This is a genomic window from Paraburkholderia xenovorans LB400 (genome assembly GCF_000013645.1).
Taxonomy (GTDB): domain Bacteria; phylum Pseudomonadota; class Gammaproteobacteria; order Burkholderiales; family Burkholderiaceae; genus Paraburkholderia; species Paraburkholderia xenovorans.
Window position 1 is genome coordinate 2118194 of sequence record NC_007951.1, and the last position, 16999, is coordinate 2135192.

Here is a 16999-nt window from a genome sequence, read left to right on the forward strand (position 1 = left end):
GATCCATTTTTTGCGGGCAAGCTCAGGCCCTGGATCTCGCGCACGCTCAAGCCTCGTGCATACAGCGAGATGATCTTGTCGTCAAAGCCCGACCAGCGCGTCTGGTGACGCGCCACCAGCTTCGGCTCGAACTCGCCCTGACGGTCTCGCGGGATATCCAGCGGTAGTTCGCTAAACTCGCCTTGCAGCGTCTTGGCGCTGTGCCCGTTACGGGTATTGCCCGTGGCGTTGGTCACCGCTTCGCTCTTGCCGTGACCCAAATGCTCAGACATCTCTGTCTCGAGCGCCCGCTCGACCAACATCTTCGTGAGTTGCTTGAGCAGGCCATTCTCGCCAATCAAATCCTCAGGTTTCTGATAATTCGCCAGCAGGCTGTCCGCCAGTTTGACCAACTCAGGATCGGGTTTCACTCGTTTGTTGCGCTTCGCTACGGTCATTGTTGCTCCTAGATGCTGGCAGTCTCCTGCCAAATGACCGTTTACACAAAACTAATTACACCCTCTCCTGCGGCCGTCGTTGGCATGCTTAGCCGATCAATATAGTCGGCCCACTCCTGCATGACCCTGCGACGATCGTCGTCAAACGTTGTTCTATCGTAGGCCTTTTGTACATCGCCACGCTTGGCGTGTGCCAGTTGCGCTTCCAGTACATCGATATCCATACCAAGTCGCTCTCGTCCGACCGTACGAAGCATGCCCCGAAAACCATGCGTCGCGTGCTTTCCTTGAAATCCCATCTCCCGCAGTGCTTTGCTCAATGCGTCTCGATGTAAATGAAGAGTCTTTTGACGGGCAGGGGACGGAAAGACGAAATGCCCCTTGCCGGTAAGCGACTGCAACTCGTTCAGGACGGCGATCGCCTGCTTTGGCAATGGCACGATGTGATCGTGCCGCATTTTCATCCGCTCGGCTGCAACATGCCATTCAGCTGTCTTGAGGTTCACCTCGTCCCACGGCACTGCGGCAACCACGCCTGGGCGAAGGCCGGTCAGCATGGTGAGCTTGAGGGCGGCGCGTGTAATAGGTGACTTGTAGGCATCGATAGCAAGAACGAGCGGAGCGATGTCCGCAGGCCTGGTGATCGCTGGTATATGGCCTTTCTTGTGGCGGGGCACAACGCCGCGGAGGGTCAAGGCGGCGCCATCTTCGCGCAACCCGTTCTGGACGGCGTACGTCACGATGCCACCGACATACTGCCGTGCCTTGGTCGCGAGGTTAGGCGCATGTGCTGCAATCGCTTCGAGTACGGGCTTGACCTCTGGCGTGGCAAGGGTCGAAATGGGCTTGTTGCGGAGTGCGGGAGTCAGGTATTCACGCACGACAAACTCCGCCTTCCGGTAGGTTTCGTCCGCCCATTCCTTGCGTTTGAAGTCGAGCCAGCGCTGGGCCACGAGATGGAAGGCGCCGTCGGCCACGCGTTTGCGGGCGATGGACTCGGCCTGGCGATATGCAACCGGATCGATGCCTTCGCGTACGAGATTGCGTGCGGTAGTGGCCGATCGTCGCGCATCAGTGAGCGTGATATCGGGGTAGGGGCCGAGGCTGTGGAAGTTCTCCTTGCCTGTGCTCGGTCGTCGATAGCGGAACAGCCAGGTTTTGGTGCCGTTCGGCTGGACCCTCAGGGCGAGTCCGTTTCCATCCGCGAGAAGGTAGGAACGGGCGCGCGCTTTGGCGGCACGGAACACTAATTCTGACTTCGGTTCGACGCGTCTGGGCATGCGTTTGCCCCCGAATCTGGTATACGCAACAGTATACGCAAAAATCGTCGATGTCAGTGGAACGCAAGGGATCTTTAGAGAACAAAAAACCCCGTAAGACCTTGATCTTACGGGGTTTCTCGGACTTCTTCGGCTTGCGCCGGAACAACTGTTGGTGCCCAGGAGAGGACTCGAACCTCCACGGTGTTGCCACCGCTAGGACCTGAACCTAGTGCGTCTACCAATTCCGCCACCTGGGCACGTCTTCAAGCTAGACCGCTATTTTAGCGTGATGATGCAGCGTGTCAATCCCCACATTCAAACTGACTCCGCTTCAATCAACCGCCCGGATTTCGCGTGCAATAAAGGGATACTTTCACCGCCCGACAACCGTCCTGCCACTCATCATTTCACCACGTGACCTGCGCTGATAAACAGAAACGGATCACATGGCTTCACACAAAAAGTAAAGCCGCTCGTAAGCGGCTTTACTTTTGAATCTGGTGCCCAAGAGAGGACTCGAACCTCCACAGTGTTGCCACCGCTAGGACCTGAACCTAGTGCGTCTACCAATTTCGCCACCTGGGCAGGTGATGAACAGCAAAGAACGCCATTATAGCGACAGATTGGTGACTGTCAAGCGTTTCTCAAAACTCGCTTGAACATCGCGCCGTCGAGCGTGCATGCGCCTCGCGGCAACCGCCCGGCGACTATTGTTGGGGCCGCTTGACGCACAATACGGGTGTTAGAATGCCTCGCAGTAGTTCGTTGGCACGGTGCACACGCCCGTCGGACTCAGCCTTGAACGAGCCGGACCCGAGCAGTCTTTTCTGTGCATTTGCAGGTGCAATTCAAGCGCGACCGAAGCGCAAGCGAAGCGCGCCGTCATCGCTTTCCAAGCCGAGCCACATCGCAGACCGACGTCCATGCAACGAGAAAAAATCATCGACAAGCCCTTGAGCAAATTCCCGTATCCGATTCCAAGCCGCGAAGAAATCCTGGGCGTCCTGCGCACGAGTGAAGCGCCGCTTGCCGCGAACGACATCGCCGAAGCCTTGTCGATCAAGCGCCAGGAGCGCGAAGGATTTTTCAAGCGCTTAGGCGCGATGGAGCGCGACGGCCAGATCCGGCTCGATCAGCGCAATCTCTATCAGTTGACTCATCCGTCGAACTTCGTCGCCGGCCGCGTGCAAGGTCATCGCGACGGCTACGGTTTTCTGGTTCGCGACGACGGTCAGGACGATCTGTTCCTGCCCACCGGCGAGATGCAGAAGGTCATGCACAACGACCGCGTGCTTGCGCGCATCGTCGGCTATGACCGGCGCGGCCGTCCGGAAGGGCATATCGTCGAAGTCACGGATCGCGCCAACAAGCGCGTGATCGGCCGCCTGCTCAACGAGAACGGCGCGCTGATCGTCGCGCCCGAAGACAAGCGCATCGGCCACGACATTCTGATCACGCAGAACACCAAGAAGGCCAAGGTCGGCCAGGTGGTGGTGGTCGAGCTGACCGATTTCCCGAGCCGTCATTCGCAGCCGCTCGGCCGCGTGGTGGAAGTGCTCGGCGATATCGACGACCCCGGCATGGAAATCGAAATCGCGGTGCGCAAATACGGCGTGCCGCACGAATTCAGCCAGGCCGCGCTCGACGAAGCCTCGCGGCTGCCCGACGAAGTGCGCCCGGTCGACGCGCGTCATCGCATCGATCTGCGCGACGTGCCGCTCGTCACGATCGACGGCGAAGACGCCCGCGACTTCGACGACGCCGTGTACTGCGAGCCGGTTCAGGTCGGCCGCGGCGAGGGCTTCCGCCTGATCGTCGCGATCGCGGACGTCTCGCACTACGTGCATCCGAAGAGCGGCCTCGACGCCGACGCGATCGAACGCAGCACCTCGGTGTATTTCCCGCGCCGCGTGATTCCCATGCTGCCGGAGAAACTGTCGAACGGTTTGTGCTCGCTGAATCCGAACGTCGACCGTTGCGTGCTGGTGTGCGACATGATCGTCACCACGCGCGGCGAGGTGAAGGCGTATCAGTTCTATCCCGGCGTGATGCACTCGGCCGCACGGCTCACCTATACGGAAGTCGCCGCGGTATTGAAGAACACCAAGGGCCCGGAGGCCGCGCGCCGCGCCGCGTTGCTGCCGCAACTGCAGAATCTGTACGGCGTGTACAAGTCGCTGTTCGCCGCGCGCCAGAAACGCGGTGCGATCGACTTCGATACGACCGAGACGTATATCGTCTGCAATGCGCAGGGCAAGATCGAACAGATCATTCCGCGCACGCGGAACGACGCGCACAAGCTGATCGAGGAATGCATGCTGGCCGCGAACGTCTGCGCGGCCGACTTCCTCAAGCGCAACAAACATCCGGGGCTGTTCCGCGTGCACGCCGGGCCGACCGCGGAAAAGCTCGAGAATCTGCGCACCTTCCTGCGCGGCATGGGCCTCACGCTCAACGGCGGCGACAAGCCGCACGCGAGCGACTACGCCGCGCTGATGGCGCAAATCCGCGAGCGGCCCGACGCGCAGATGCTGCAAACCATGCTGCTGCGCTCCATGCAGCAGGCGGTATACAGCCCGGACAACATCGGCCACTTCGGTCTCGCGTACGAGGCGTATGCGCACTTCACGAGCCCGATTCGCCGTTATCCCGATCTGCTCACGCACCGCGCGATCTACGCGATCCTGCAAGGCCGCAAGTATCAGCCGGAGCCGCCGCAAGGCGTCGAGCTGAATACGGCGCTCTCGCCACGCGCTCGCGCCATGCAGCAGGCCGACGACGAAAAGCGCGGCCGCGTGCGTGGCAACAACGTGGCGATCTGGGAAGAACTCGGTCTGCATTGCTCGGCCAACGAACGCCGCGCCGACGAAGCCTCGCGCGACGTCGAAGCCTGGTTGAAGTGCTACTTCATGCGCGACAAGCTCGGCGAAGAGTACGGCGGCATGGTGAACGGCGTCACGTCGTTCGGCATTTTCGTGCAGCTCGATTCGCTGTTCATTGAAGGCCTCGTGCACGTCACGGAACTCGGCTCGGACTACTTCCAGTACGACGAGATCAAGAACGAGTTGCGCGGCGAGCGCACCGGCATCCGTTATCGCCTGTCGGATCGCGTGCGGGTGCAGGTAAGCCGTGTCGATCTCGACGCGCGCAAGATCGACTTCCGGCTCGTGCGCGACACGCCGATCAAGCCGCCTTTGGTGCGTGGGTCGGGGACCGACAAGTCGTCCGCTGAAAATGGCGGTGCACGCGTGCGTGCGCTGCCGCCGGTGGAAGGTGGAGCGGCAACGCAGGGCGCGCGTCGCAAGCGCGCCGCGCCCGCGCAAACCGAGGCGGTCAAGGAAGCACGCGCGGCGCGCGGCGCGGCGAAGAAGCACGGCGCCGCGACCAAATCGGCGTCGAAACCGCAGGCACGCAAGAAGCGCTGAAGCCGGCTGACTGCCTGAACCGCGCGCATCGGGCACGTAGCAACGTGCCGGTTGCGCGCGGTCTGCGTTTTATCGCCGCGAGGCATTCGAGCGCGGCGGCGAAATGCAGCAAGCGAGCGCGGCAGTCGAGCGCGGCAGACAAGCGCGGCGGACAGGTTCGCGCACATTCATATTCATCACAGCAGCGCATGTTGCACGCGCGCTCAATCAAAGGTTGTATCAGTCATGGCACGTCTCAAGGTTTTATATGGTTTCCACGCAGTGACCGCGCGTATCCGGCACGATGCGTCGACAGTCGAAGATGTTTACTACGACGCAACGCGCAAAGACCGTCGCATGACCGAATTCCTGCACGCGGCCAAAGAAGCCGGCGTGCGCCTGATCGCCGCCGACGAAACGCGTCTGTGGGGCCTCGCGCACACCGAGCGCCACCAGGGCGTGGTCGCGCGCGCGGGCGACATGCCGCTCGCGCAGAACCTGGCCGAGCTGCTCGACGGCATCAACGGTTCGCCGCTGATTCTCGTGCTCGACGGCGTGACCGATCCGCACAACCTCGGCGCCTGCCTGCGCGTGGCCGATGCCGCCGGCGCGCACGCGGTGATCGCGCCGCGTGACCGCGCGGTAGGTTTGAACGCGACGGCCGCGAAGGTGGCGAGCGGCGCGGCCGACACCGTGCCGTACATCACCGTGACGAATCTGGCGCGCGCGCTGCGTGAGTTGAAGGATGCGGGCGTGTGGGTCGTCGGGACGGCCGGCGAGGCCACCAAAAGCCTCTACGACACGGAGCTGGACGGTCCGGTGGCACTGGTGATGGGCGCCGAAGGCGAGGGCATGCGCCGCCTTACGCGCGACACCTGCGACGTGGTCATGCAGATTCCGATGGCGGGCACGGTGGAAAGCCTGAATGTCTCGGTGGCGAGCGGCGTGTGTCTGTTCGAAGCCGTGCGGCAGCGTTCGGTGAAGAAGTAAGCCCGGCCGGCGCTCGCGCGCCACTCCGGTAAACTACCGTTTTTCTACTGCCCGCCAGCCTCTCCCATGACTCAAGACGAACTCAAACAACTGGTCGGCCAGGCCGCCGCCGACTACGTCAACGCCAACGTGCCCGAAGGCTCGGTGATCGGCGTCGGTACCGGCTCCACCGCTAACTGCTTCATCGACGCGCTGGCCGCCGGCAAGACGCGCTATCGCGGCGCGGTGTCGAGCTCGCTCGCCACCACCGCGCGGCTGCAGTCGCACGGTTTCAAGGTGCTCGATCTCAACGAAATCGATTCGCTGCCGGTGTACGTGGACGGCGCCGACGAGATCGATCACAGCGGTGCGATGATCAAGGGCGGCGGCGGCGCGCTCACGCGCGAGAAGATCGTGGCGTCGGTGTCGGACGTGTTCGTATGTATCGCGGACGCCAGCAAGCTGGTGGAAACGCTCGGCAGTTTCCCGCTGCCGATCGAAGTGGTGCCGATGGCGCGCACCTCGATCGGCCGCCGCGTCACGGCACTCGGCGGCGTGCCGGTGGTGCGCGTCACTAAAGAAGGCGTGCCGTTCATTACCGACAACGGCAATGAGATCATCGACGTCAAGGGTTTGCGCATCAGCGACCCGCGCACGCTGGAAACGCATGTCAACGCGTGGCCGGGCGTGGTGACGGTGGGATTGTTCGCGAGCCGTGGCGCTGATCTGTGTCTGCTCGGCACGGACACCGGCGTCGACACGATCAGGTTCAGCAAGGGTTGAGCAACGCTGCCCGAGCGTCGCGCGCGAGCTCGGGTCGACCGGCTCGCGCAGACAGCGAATGCGGGACTCGAGTCGACATGCGTGAACGTGCGTCAGCCTGTATTGACGCGAGCATTCATGCGAGCATCAACGCGCGGCCTGCCTGATCTCCTGCGTCATCCGCTGCAAATACTGCTCCACCGAAAATTCCGTTTGCGCATCGGCCAGCGCCTGTTTGGCAAGACGCTGCGCCAAGGCCGGATCGGCGCGCAAGGTGCCGATCGCTTCCGCGAGCGCCGCGGCATCCCCCGGTTTCACCAGCCAGCCGTTGTGCCCGTGCCGCACGATCTCGGTCACGCCGCCGGCCGCCGAGGCGATCACCGGGCGCGCCGCCGCCATCCCTTCGACCACCACTCTGCCGAACGGCTCCGGTTCGGTCGATGTATGCAGGATCACGTCCATCGCTTTCATCCACGCGGGCACGTCGTCCTGAAAGCCCGCAAAGTGCACGCGATCGGTCACGCCGAGCGTCGCGGCCTGCTCGCGCAGGCGCTGCGCATACGCATCCTCGCCGAATAGCGGGGCGCCGACCAGCACGAGATGCGCGTCGGCCAAGCGCGCGAGCGCGTCGAGCGCGATATGCTGGCCTTTCCACGGTGCGAGGCGGCCGAACAGACCCGCGAGCCAGGCCGTTTCCGGCAAGCCGAGGCGCCGCCGCAGCGCGGCCATGTCGCTGCCGTTCACACGGCTGAACGCGGCGGCGTCGATACCGTTGTAGACGACCGGCGCCGATCCGGCCGCGTTGCCGGTCAGCGCCGCGAGCGAACGCTCCGACGCCTGCGAGTTCACCACCACGTGATCGACCGCGAAACGCACCAGCCATTTGACGACACTCAACTGCACGCGCCCGAAATGCTCGCGCGTGAGAATGTCGTGCTGATACCAGATCACCGGTTTGCGATGCAGCGGTTTGCCGAGCGCGCCGAGCACCAGCGCTTTCTGCGTGTTGAGAAACAGCACGTCGAAACGCCGTGCACGCGTGGCGATTGCGCGCACCTGGCGCAGGATGCCGGGCACGACGCGCAGACAGTTCAACACCGACGCCTGCCGTTCGACGTTCGACACGCGCGCGTCGTTGATCACCTGCACGCGCACGCCGAGCGTTTCGAGGCGTGCGCGAAACGGGCCGTCGGAAAGCAGCACGACTTCGCTGCGCGCGGCGCAATGTCCTGCAAGTTGCAGCAGCGCGAATTCAGCGCCGCCGAGCTGGCCGCTCTGATCGACGAACAGCACGCGAGGTATCGCGAGCGCCGCGGCGGTTGCCGCCGACGCGGAAGGCGCGGCTGCAGCGGGTGGATCGATCAGCGCGGGCTGAACCCGTTGCAAGGAATGAGTAAGCGGGGCGAGTGGCGAGGCTTCGATCGTCGGGCGCATAGGAAGGCGAAGTAATGGAAGGCGCAGGTTCGCAATAGGCGAATGGCGATACCTGATTATTCGCGTACAGTCGCGCGTCGAATGTGGGCACGCGCACGCACAGCCAACGATGCGCCACATACACTCGTTGCTAAGCCCAAGAGGCGTTAATTAAAAATCGGGGGGATCATGAAAGTGGCGATCGTGCACGACTGGCTGGTCGCGCCGGGCGGGGCGGAGAAGGTGCTTGAGCAGATCATCGAGTGCTTTCCCGACGCGGATCTTTTCAGTCTCGTCGATTTCCTCGAAGACCGTAGACCCCTGGGCGGCAAGCCCGTGACGACATCGTTCATTCAGCGGCTGCCGTTCGCGCGACGCCACTATCGAGCTTATTTGCCGTTGATGCCGCTTGCCGTCGAACAGTTCGATCTGTCCGGCTACGATCTGATCATTACGAGTTCTTATGCGGTCGCCAAGGGTGTACTGGTCGGCCCGGATCAGACGCATGTAAGTTATGTGCATTCACCGATGCGCTACGCGTGGGATCTGCAGCATCAGTACCTACGCGAAGCGAATCTGACGCATGGACCGAAGTCGTGGGCGGCGCGCGCGCTGCTCCACTACTTGCGCGGTTGGGATTCGCATTCGGCGAACGGCGTCGACCGGTTGATAGCGAACTCGCAGTTCGTGGCACGCCGCGTGATGAAAACCTACCGGCGCGATGCAGCCGTGATTCCTCCGCCCGTCGATGTGCAGGAATTCGAACTGTGCACGCGCAAGGAAGACTTTTATCTGACTGCTTCGCGAATGGTGCCTTACAAGCGTATCGATCTGATTGTCGAGACCTTCAATGCCACACCGCACCGCAAGCTGATCGTGATCGGCGACGGGCCGGAGATGGCGACGATCCGTGCCAAGGCCCGCTCGAATGTGACGATCCTCGGCTATCAGCCGTTCGAGGTCCTGAAGGATCACCTGCAACGCGCGCGAGCTTTCGTGTTCGCCGCCGAAGAGGACTTCGGCATCGTTCCGCTCGAAGCGCAGGCATGCGGCACGCCGGTCATCGCATTCGGCAAGGGCGGCGCGCTCGAAACCGTGGTGCCGATCGGCGAGGCGCATCCCACCGGCGTGTATTTCGCGCGCCAGACGGTGGTGTCGATGCTCGACGCGATCGATCGCTTCGAGCGTCAGCGCAACCAGATCACGCCCGCGGCATGCCGTGCGAACGCGGAACGGTTTTCGGCAGCGGTGTTCCGGCGCGCATTCATGGCCGAGGTCACGCGCACGATCGCGGCGGCGGGTTTGCGTCAACGGGTCGGGGCAGTCGAGCGGGTCGAGCCCGATCCGGCCGCCCAGGCCCAGGATCTGCGCTGGCCGGCCGAGCCGGCGCCGAAAAGCAGTTGGGGCCGCTGACGGGCGCGCAGGCGACCACGTCGGCCGGCCCGCGCATGGTGGCGAGACGACCGCGGGACAGCGGTAGGTTGTCTCATTATTCGCATATTGCGAACTTCGCAACATGCGAATAAAATGCTGTTCGTGGTACCGCAGTAAGTTGTAAACAGCCGTTCGGACTATGCCTTCCGGCCGGCTATCGGTGTCGATTCGCTCCGTTTAGCCTTGCAGGTGGCGCGCGCACGTTCAGCGCGCGAATACGTGCGAGGAAATCCGAATGCGGGTCATTTCAAAGAAAGCGTTGCTGGACTTCATAAACAGACATCCGGGGGCGCGCAGTGCGCTATTGACATGGTATTCACTGGCGCAGGCATGCCTCGCGTATGGCTATAACGACCTGAAGCAGACGTTCGCCGGCGTGGACTACGTGCCGCCTCAATACACCGTTTTCGATGTAGGCGGCAACCGGTTCCGGATCGTTGCGGCGATTCACTACAACAGGCAGTCGTTATTCGTTCGTCATGTATTGACGCATGCGGAGTACGACCTTTGGACGAGGAAGAATCTAAACTCATGAATGCCGATCGCCTTCCGGGAGGTTTTCCCGACATCGCACAAACCTGGGCCACGCTGCAAGCCCAGTTGCCGATCACGCCCATTCGCAACGAGCAGGACTACCAGACAATGGTGCGGCTCGCCAACTCGCTTGCCGATCATCTGAACGGCAACGAGGAGGATCCGCTGTCCGATCTGTTCGCGATCGTGACGGACCTGATCGAGAGCTGGGAAGCGCACAACGTCACGATTCCAAAAGCGGAGCCGCGCGAGGTGTTGCGTCATTTGCTGGAAACGCATGGGCTCAGGCAGAAGGACCTGATAGGTATCGCATCGCCCACCGTGGTGAGCGATATTCTTGCGGGCCGCCGCGCCATCAGCAAGAAGGTGGCCAAGGCCCTGGCCGTGCGTTTTCATACCGACGTCAGTGCGTTTCTGTAAGAACGGTGCCGCGCCGGCCTTGTGCCGTGCGCTGCGCTGACCGGCAAGCTTTTTCCCGTCCTTCACTTCGCTTCGGTTCACTTCGGTTCTATCCATGCGCTATCGGCGGCATTTCCAGCTGCCGGTATCGGTGCCTGTCCTCTGTCCTCTGCTTTGAATACCCCGTCCCGCCCAATACAAAAGGGCTGCGCCCTCAATGCGGCGCAGCCCTTTCCGTTATCCCGCTCAACGCGCTCTAGCCTGGCGCGTGAATATCGGGCGGATCGCCGGCGGAGTACGTGTACGCATACGCATAGTCGTACGTGCCGTTGCGATTGTGACTCTTGAGCGGCACGGCATTCATCACGCCGCCCACCACCCGGGCCCGCGCGCGCCGCAACTTCTTCAGCGCATCGGCCACGTGGCCTTCGGTGTGCGCGCCGGAGCGCATCACCAGCACCGTGGACCCAGCGATGTTGGCGATCACCGCCGCGTCCGCCACGGCCAGCAGCGGCGGCGTATCCACGATCACCAGATCGAACTCCTGCTCGAAGCGCGCAAGAATCTCACTGAAGCGCGACGACGTCAGAATCTCCGACGGATTCGGCGGATAAGCGCCCGCCGCGATGAAGTGCAGGCCGTCCACGCCGGTCGCGCGCGCCACGGCTTCGAGGTCCGCTTCTCCGGTCAGCAGTTCGGTCAGGCCGCCGTTCGGCGAGCGGCCGAGATAGTGCGCGAGCCGGCCGCGCCGCAGATCGGCGTCGATCAGCAGCACGCGCTTGCCCGATTCCGCCATCAGCGCGGCGAGGTTCGCGCACAAAAAGCTCTTGCCGTCCGAAGGCGCCGGGCTCGTGATCGCGACGATCCGGTTGGGCGCGTCGAGCAGGCCGAATTGCAGCGTGGCGCGCAGACCGCGCAAGCCTTCCACGGTCGTATCGTACGGATGCGTCTTGACCAGCAGCGGCCGTATCGGTGTCTTGCCCGAGCCGATGATGGTCTGCGTACCCACCGGCACACTGGCTTGACCACCGGCCGCCGGGCGCGGCCGCAACAGCCGCATGACGCCCGCGGGTTCGTCGGCGGCCGCGCGTACTTCCGTGGGCGTGGAGCGCGGCGCGGGCAGGGCGGCGCGACGCGTTGCGCTCAATTGCCGGTCGCTGCGCGCCTGTTCCGGACTGAAGGCGATCGAACCGAAAATCGGCAGATGAAAGCGCCGTTCGACGAACTCCGGATCGGACACGCCGGTAAAGAACGTGCGGCGGCAGAACGCGAACAGAATGCCGCCGATCACGCCGAGCACCGTGCCCGCCGAAATGATCAGCGCCGACTTTGGCCGCACCGGCTGGGACGGCAGCAACGCTTCGTCGATGATATGCACGTTGCCGATCGTGCCGGCTCGCGAAATCGACAGCTCCTGCGTCTTGTTCAGCAGCGTCACATAGATTTCTTCCGCGACCTTCGCATCGCGCTGCAACGCGATGGCGTTGCGCTCGGAACTCGGCAATGACGCGAAGTGATCTTCGAAGCGCTTTTTCTCGCGCGTCATCGCGGCGATTTGCGCGTCGACCTGCTGCACTTCCTGGGAGGCTTCGGTAAAACGCTGCAACAGTTGCGCGCGCTGGATGCGCAGCGTGCCGAGCTGCTTGTCGTAGTCGAGGCCGCCCGCCAGGTACACGCCGGCTTCCTGAGTCGGCTGGAACGAGAACGAGCCGACTTTCGACTGATACTCCGACAAGGCGGTTTCCGTCCTCTTCACTTCTTCGCGCAGGCGCGGCAATTCGCCGTTCAGGAAGGTCAGCATGCGGCTCGCTTCTTCCTGCGCGCGCTCGGTGCGCTGCTTCAGATACGACTGCGCCACCGCGTTGGCGATGTCGGTGATCGCGTGCGGGTCGGTGCCCGTGTACGACAGTTGCACGACGCCGGTGTCGCGGCCTTTCTCCGTGACCTGCAAACCGGCCGCAAGGCCGTTGACCGCGTCGAGCTGGTTGTAGCGCGTCACGTAGAACTCGGTGCCGGGACGCGCCACCAGTGTCTTCACGAACAGCGTGACGCCGCTGCCTTCGGCTTCCTGGCCGGCCACGCCGGTCAGGATCTGCTGGCCGAACGCGTCGCTCAGTTCGTAGCGGCCGCGATCCAGCGCGCGCAAGGTCAGGCGCGCGCCTTCGAGCGACTTCGGCACGGTGATCGACTGGACCTCGAATTGCTCGCCGCCCCACGCATACGAATCCATGCCGAAGGCCGCGCCGAGCGGATGACCCGGACGCGCGAACAGCGCCGAAATCTTGCCGAGCACCGGCACGGATTTCGCGGACGTGGTGAAGTTCAGCTTGAACTGTTCGACCACGGGTTCGACCACGGCGCGGCTCTTGACGATCTCGATTTCGGCGTCGGTGTGCATTGGGCCGACCGTCGGCATCAGCGACGCCGAGTTCTGCGCCTGCCCGCTGCCGTTGTTGCTGCTCTGCGCGTCGACCTGCAGCAGCGCGTCGGCGGAATAGATCGGTGTGGCGATCTTCGTGTAGAGCACCGCGGCGAGAATCACGCTCGCGGCAATGCCGATCACCCACCAGATCTGATCCATGACCATGCGCAGGAGGTCGCGCAGCACGGCATCTTCGTCGCTGCTGGGCGCCGGTCCCGGTTCCAGCATGTCGTATGTACTCATAGTGATTCCCCGTTGCGAGCAATTTTTCTGAACAACTGCGCGGTGTGGCAGAGCGTTATGGCCGCGAGCCCGGCGGCCATTGTTTTGATGATCATGTCGTGGTCCCTCGCGAGAAACCGCTGCGTCGATCCGATGCGTCGATCGGTCAGCGCATCGCTTCCTGCCATGCCCCGCGCATTGCGCGTAAACCGACCCGCCATTTGCGAAGCGCAAGTGCCACGCCGCCGCGCTCGAACGCGAGCGACAATGCGCGCAGGAACCCCGGGTCCGCGCGATCGCCGATCAGCGTCGAGTAAACGACGAACGCCCATCGGCCGGGTGGCGTCAGGTATTCGCACATGATGAGTCGGAGATTGAACGACGCGTTATAGAAAGCCGCGTCGTTGAAGATGAAACGCTGGTCTTCGTCGCTGCGCTGGGCAGGGAAGTGCTCCACCAGCAGCGTCGGGTCGTAGATCAGTTTCCAGCCGCGCCGCTGCACGTCCAGACTGAAGGCCATCTCGCAGTGGACCTGCGCGCCGGTGCCGAGCAAGCGGGCGTCGAAGCGCAGCGCGCCGATCGCCTCGCGGCGAAACGACATGTTCACGCCTTTGAGCACGTGGACTTCGCGCGCCTCGCCGTGGCCGATATGGTGATTGCCGATGGTCCGCCCATACCAGCGCACGATGCCCACGCGCGGCTTCTGCCCCTGCGGGATGCCGTTGCGTTCATGCACGATGTCGCGTCCGCCCAGGCCGCCGAGCGTCGCATCGCGTTCGAAAGCGCGCGCGATCCGCGCGACCCAGTCGGCGTGCGGCGCGGCGTCGTCGTCGGTGAAGCACAGCACGTCGCCGCTCGCGCTTTCGATGCCGAGGTTGTACGCGGCAACCACGCCCGGCTTGCGCACCAGCACGACCAGGCGGCGCGGATCGGGCCGGCTGGCCTCGCGGGTGCGCAACCAGTCGAGCGTGGCGTAATCGTCGTGGCGCGCGATCACGATCACTTCGTCGGCGCGGCGCTCCTGGGCGTCGAGTGCCGCGAGGCAGCGCGCCAGGTCGGCGGTGCGCCGGTAGGTCGGCACGATCACGGAGACTTTCACGAACGGTTCCCGTATTGGCATGATCAGAATGCGTTGCGGCCGACAAAGCCCTTGAAGATCGTGATGAACACGATCTTCATGTCGAACCAGAACGACCAGTTATAGATGTAGAAGAGATCGAACTTGACGCGCGCTTCCATCTTTTCCACCTTGCTGGTGGCGCCGCGATAGCCGTTGACCTGCGCCCAGCCGGTAATGCCCGGCTTGATCCGGTAGCGGTACATGTAGCCGTACACCTGATCCTTGTAGAGATCGTCGTGCTCGAGCGCATGCGGACGCGGGCCGACTACGGACATCTGCCCGAGCAGCACGTTGAGGAATTGCGGCAGTTCGTCGAGGCTCGTGCGGCGCATGAAGCCGCCGAGCCTGGTGACGCGGGCGTCGTTGCGCGAGGCCTGGGTGAGCTGGCCCTGCGCTTCGTGATGCACGGTCATAGAACGGAACTTGTAGATCGCGAACGGCTGGCCGTCCACGCCCTTGCGAATCTGGCGAAAGAACACCGGTCCCGGCGAACTAAGCTTGATGCCGATGGCGAGCACCACGAACACCGGCGCGAGCGCGAGCAGCGCGGCCGCCGCGAACAGGCGGTCGAAGATCAGCTTCGGCCACATCTGCGGCGACGAGAACGGCGTCGCGCTGAGATTGAGCGTGGGTAAACCGACGACATCGACCAGCGCGTGATTGAAAAGCGACAGGCTGCGCACATCGGGAATGAAGCGCAGATTCACGAAGTCATGCCGGAACATGCGCGTGAACCGGTAGATCGTACGCTCTTCGGAAAGCGGCAACGCGAGCCACACTTCGTTCACGTGTTCTTCCCGCACCCTGGCGGCGAAGGCGTCCAGATCGGTCAGTACCGGCAGGCGGTTCAGACGCGCGCCGTACGATTCGGCCGCTTCGATGCTGGTGTCGAATACGCACACCGGCTTGAAGCCGGCTTGCGGCGCATGTTCGAGATGAGCGAGCAGCGTGCGTGCGAAGCCGGGCGCGCCGACAATCGCCACGGTGCGGTAATTCATCCCACGGCGCCGCACGATGCGCAGCGCCACGTGCACGAGGCACTTGGTGACGATGATCAGCGCGCCGGAAATGAGCGTGGAGTAGCCGAACCACAAACGCGACACGGCATCCATGCGATGCAGCGTGAACGCGAGAAAGAGCGCGGTGGCGACCACCACCATCCACGCGGCGGCCACTCTCGCCAGCATGGACGACAGGTGCTTGCCGCGCCAGGTTTCATAGACCCCGAAGCCGGGAAACAGCAGCAGGACCAGTACGCAGTTGAAGGCGATCAGAAGACGCTCGGTGTCCGCCAGCGCAATCGGCGTCGAGAACCGCATCCAGTGAGCGAGCAGGCCTCCCGCAATCACGAAGAGTGCGTCGAGGAATCGCGCAGTATTCCTGAACATTTTTGACTCTACCCATTAGTCGGACGGACCAGCGCTTATTCGACGGTTTCGGCCTGGCGCAGACGCGGCAGCAGGCGGTCGAATTCGCGCTTGACGAGGCCGTAGCATTCGCAGGCGCGTGCTTCGAGTCCTTTGCGGTCGAGCACCTTGATGTGGCCGCGGCTGTGATGGATCAGGCCTTCGTCGTGCAACTTGCCGGCTGCTTCGGTAATGCCCTCGCGGCGCACGCCGAGCATGTCGGCGATCAGTTGCTGGGTCACGGTGAGATCGTTCGATGCAACGCGGTCCACCTCGATCAGCAACCAGCGGCACAGTTGCTTGTTCAGCGCGTGATGGCGGTTGCAGGCGGCGGTTTGCGCGACTTGCGTGAGCAGGGCGTGCATATACAGCAGCATCAGGCGGCGCAGAAAGTCGGAGCGGGCGAATTGCTGCTTGAGCGCCTGTGCGCTCATCCGGTACGCGAAGCCCGCGCATTGAACCTGCACGCGGTTCGGCATGGTTTCGCCGCCCGTGAGCACCGGCACGCCCGTCATGCCTTCGCGGCCGACCGCGGCGATTTCGACGGAGCTGCCGTCTTCCATCGTCGAGAGCATCGAGATGATCGCAGTGGTGGGGAAGTAGACATGATGAATGCGCTGACCCGAGTCACACAGCAATTGCTCGGTGCGCAGGTGAACCAGTTCCAGGTGGGGTGCCAGTGCCTGCCATTCGTGGGACGGCAGTGCGCCGAGCAAATGGTTACCGTGCAAATCGGATTGAAGTGTCAACATGATCGGTCCTCGCGTGAAAGTCGCGCTCTGCGTGACTTTCTGTTTTTGATCCGATGCCTGCATCCCCTGGTGAACACGTGCTGCCTGGCGAGCAGCGAAGGATGAACAGTACCGGCCCCGTATTGGCCTGATGCGCCGCCGCCGTTGTTGTCGATTCCGTTTGCGGTGGCGCGGTGTTGCGCTCTTCTATTAGCGAGGAGCGTGCCAGCGATAGGGAAAACGAGGACTGGTGCGGGGTAACGCACGAAGGCTTAGCGCGGCGCGAAGCCAAACGCGGCTTTTTGTTTCAAATCTGTACATCGGCCCCGCGCCCGCCGCGCGCTGCGCACAGCCCCTTCGTTTGGATCAATGCCTTGCTGGGATTGGGCCGGCGGCTGATGCAAGGGGGTGAATGCCAGGTGTCTCAAGGGTGAATCAGCCTTGCTGGGCGTGTTTTCATGCGGCGTCCGGAATGTGCCGGAAT

General features: G+C 63.2%; 13 protein-coding genes, 2 tRNA genes and 1 pseudogene. 6 read left to right on the plus strand and 10 right to left on the minus strand.

Features of this window, described 5'->3' with window-relative positions; translation table 11 throughout:
* Nucleotides 1–29 precede the first annotated feature (29 nt).
* The 4 genes and pseudogenes from BXE_RS09405 to BXE_RS09420 form a co-directional block, all read right to left on the minus strand.
* Nucleotides 30–437: pseudogene (locus tag BXE_RS09405) on the minus strand (transposase); the annotation flags it as partial.
* A gap of 41 nt (nucleotides 438–478) precedes the next feature.
* Nucleotides 479–1717, minus strand: coding sequence for a tyrosine-type recombinase/integrase (locus tag BXE_RS09410; protein ID WP_011488088.1), 1239 nt, complete (start codon nucleotides 1715–1717; stop codon nucleotides 479–481).
* 152 nt (nucleotides 1718–1869) lie between these two features.
* Nucleotides 1870–1956: transfer RNA gene (locus tag BXE_RS09415), tRNA-Leu, on the minus strand.
* Nucleotides 1957–2197: 241 nt separating this feature from the next.
* A tRNA-Leu gene (locus BXE_RS09420) sits at nucleotides 2198–2284 on the minus strand.
* Between the two features lie 338 nt (nucleotides 2285–2622).
* Between BXE_RS09420 and rnr the strand changes: the two genes are divergently transcribed.
* The 3 genes from rnr (at nucleotide 2623) to rpiA (ending at nucleotide 6855) form a co-directional block, all read left to right on the plus strand.
* On the plus strand, nucleotides 2623–5124 hold the full coding sequence (gene rnr, locus BXE_RS09425; protein WP_011488089.1) for a ribonuclease R: 2502 nt from the start codon (nucleotides 2623–2625) through the stop codon (nucleotides 5122–5124).
* A gap of 225 nt (nucleotides 5125–5349) precedes the next feature.
* The gene (rlmB, locus tag BXE_RS09430) at nucleotides 5350–6093 is read left to right on the plus strand and encodes a 23S rRNA (guanosine(2251)-2'-O)-methyltransferase RlmB (RefSeq protein WP_011488090.1); all 744 of its coding nucleotides are present in this window, start codon (nucleotides 5350–5352) and stop codon (nucleotides 6091–6093) included.
* Between the two features lie 66 nt (nucleotides 6094–6159).
* Nucleotides 6160–6855, plus strand: a complete 696-nt coding sequence (rpiA, locus tag BXE_RS09435; RefSeq protein ID WP_011488091.1) for a ribose-5-phosphate isomerase RpiA — start codon at nucleotides 6160–6162, stop codon at nucleotides 6853–6855.
* Nucleotides 6856–6981: 126 nt separating this feature from the next.
* On the opposite strand, the gene BXE_RS09440 is transcribed toward rpiA, so the two are convergent.
* On the minus strand, nucleotides 6982–8268 hold the full coding sequence (locus BXE_RS09440; RefSeq protein ID WP_038456300.1) for a glycosyltransferase family 4 protein: 1287 nt from the start codon (nucleotides 8266–8268) through the stop codon (nucleotides 6982–6984).
* 168 nt (nucleotides 8269–8436) lie between these two features.
* Between BXE_RS09440 and BXE_RS09445 the strand changes: the two genes are divergently transcribed.
* The 3 genes from BXE_RS09445 to BXE_RS09455 all read left to right on the plus strand — a co-directional run bounded on the left by BXE_RS09445 (nucleotide 8437) and on the right by BXE_RS09455 (nucleotide 10635).
* On the plus strand, nucleotides 8437–9660 hold the full coding sequence (locus BXE_RS09445) for a glycosyltransferase family 4 protein (RefSeq protein ID WP_011488093.1): 1224 nt from the start codon (nucleotides 8437–8439) through the stop codon (nucleotides 9658–9660).
* Nucleotides 9661–9916: 256 nt separating this feature from the next.
* Nucleotides 9917–10216, plus strand: coding sequence for a type II toxin-antitoxin system HigB family toxin (locus tag BXE_RS09450; RefSeq protein ID WP_007182193.1), 300 nt, complete (start codon nucleotides 9917–9919; stop codon nucleotides 10214–10216).
* Nucleotides 10213–10635, plus strand: coding sequence for a helix-turn-helix domain-containing protein (locus tag BXE_RS09455; RefSeq protein WP_011488094.1), 423 nt, complete (start codon nucleotides 10213–10215; stop codon nucleotides 10633–10635). Before BXE_RS09450 ends, BXE_RS09455 begins: the two co-directional genes overlap by 4 nt.
* A gap of 235 nt (nucleotides 10636–10870) precedes the next feature.
* Here BXE_RS09455 and BXE_RS09460 read toward each other — a convergent pair whose 3' ends face one another.
* The 5 genes from BXE_RS09460 to BXE_RS09475 are packed head-to-tail and all read right to left on the minus strand — an operon-like array spanning nucleotide 10871 to nucleotide 16536.
* Entirely contained in the window at nucleotides 10871–13279 is a 2409-nt protein-coding gene (locus BXE_RS09460; protein WP_011488095.1) for a polysaccharide biosynthesis tyrosine autokinase, read from the minus strand.
* Entirely contained in the window at nucleotides 13276–13446 is a 171-nt protein-coding gene (locus BXE_RS46480) for a hypothetical protein (RefSeq protein ID WP_158340892.1), read from the minus strand. The genes BXE_RS09460 and BXE_RS46480 overlap by 4 nt, the downstream gene beginning before the upstream one ends.
* A complete protein-coding gene (locus BXE_RS09465; protein WP_011488096.1) occupies nucleotides 13425–14378 on the minus strand; it encodes a glycosyltransferase family 2 protein in 954 nt (317 codons plus the stop codon). Before BXE_RS09465 ends, BXE_RS46480 begins: the two co-directional genes overlap by 22 nt.
* Nucleotides 14379–14380: 2 nt before the next feature.
* On the minus strand, nucleotides 14381–15766 hold the full coding sequence (locus tag BXE_RS09470) for an undecaprenyl-phosphate glucose phosphotransferase (protein WP_011488097.1): 1386 nt from the start codon (nucleotides 15764–15766) through the stop codon (nucleotides 14381–14383).
* Between the two features lie 35 nt (nucleotides 15767–15801).
* Entirely contained in the window at nucleotides 15802–16536 is a 735-nt protein-coding gene (locus tag BXE_RS09475; protein WP_006048767.1) for a Crp/Fnr family transcriptional regulator, read from the minus strand.
* Between the last annotated feature and the right edge of the window lie 463 nt (nucleotides 16537–16999).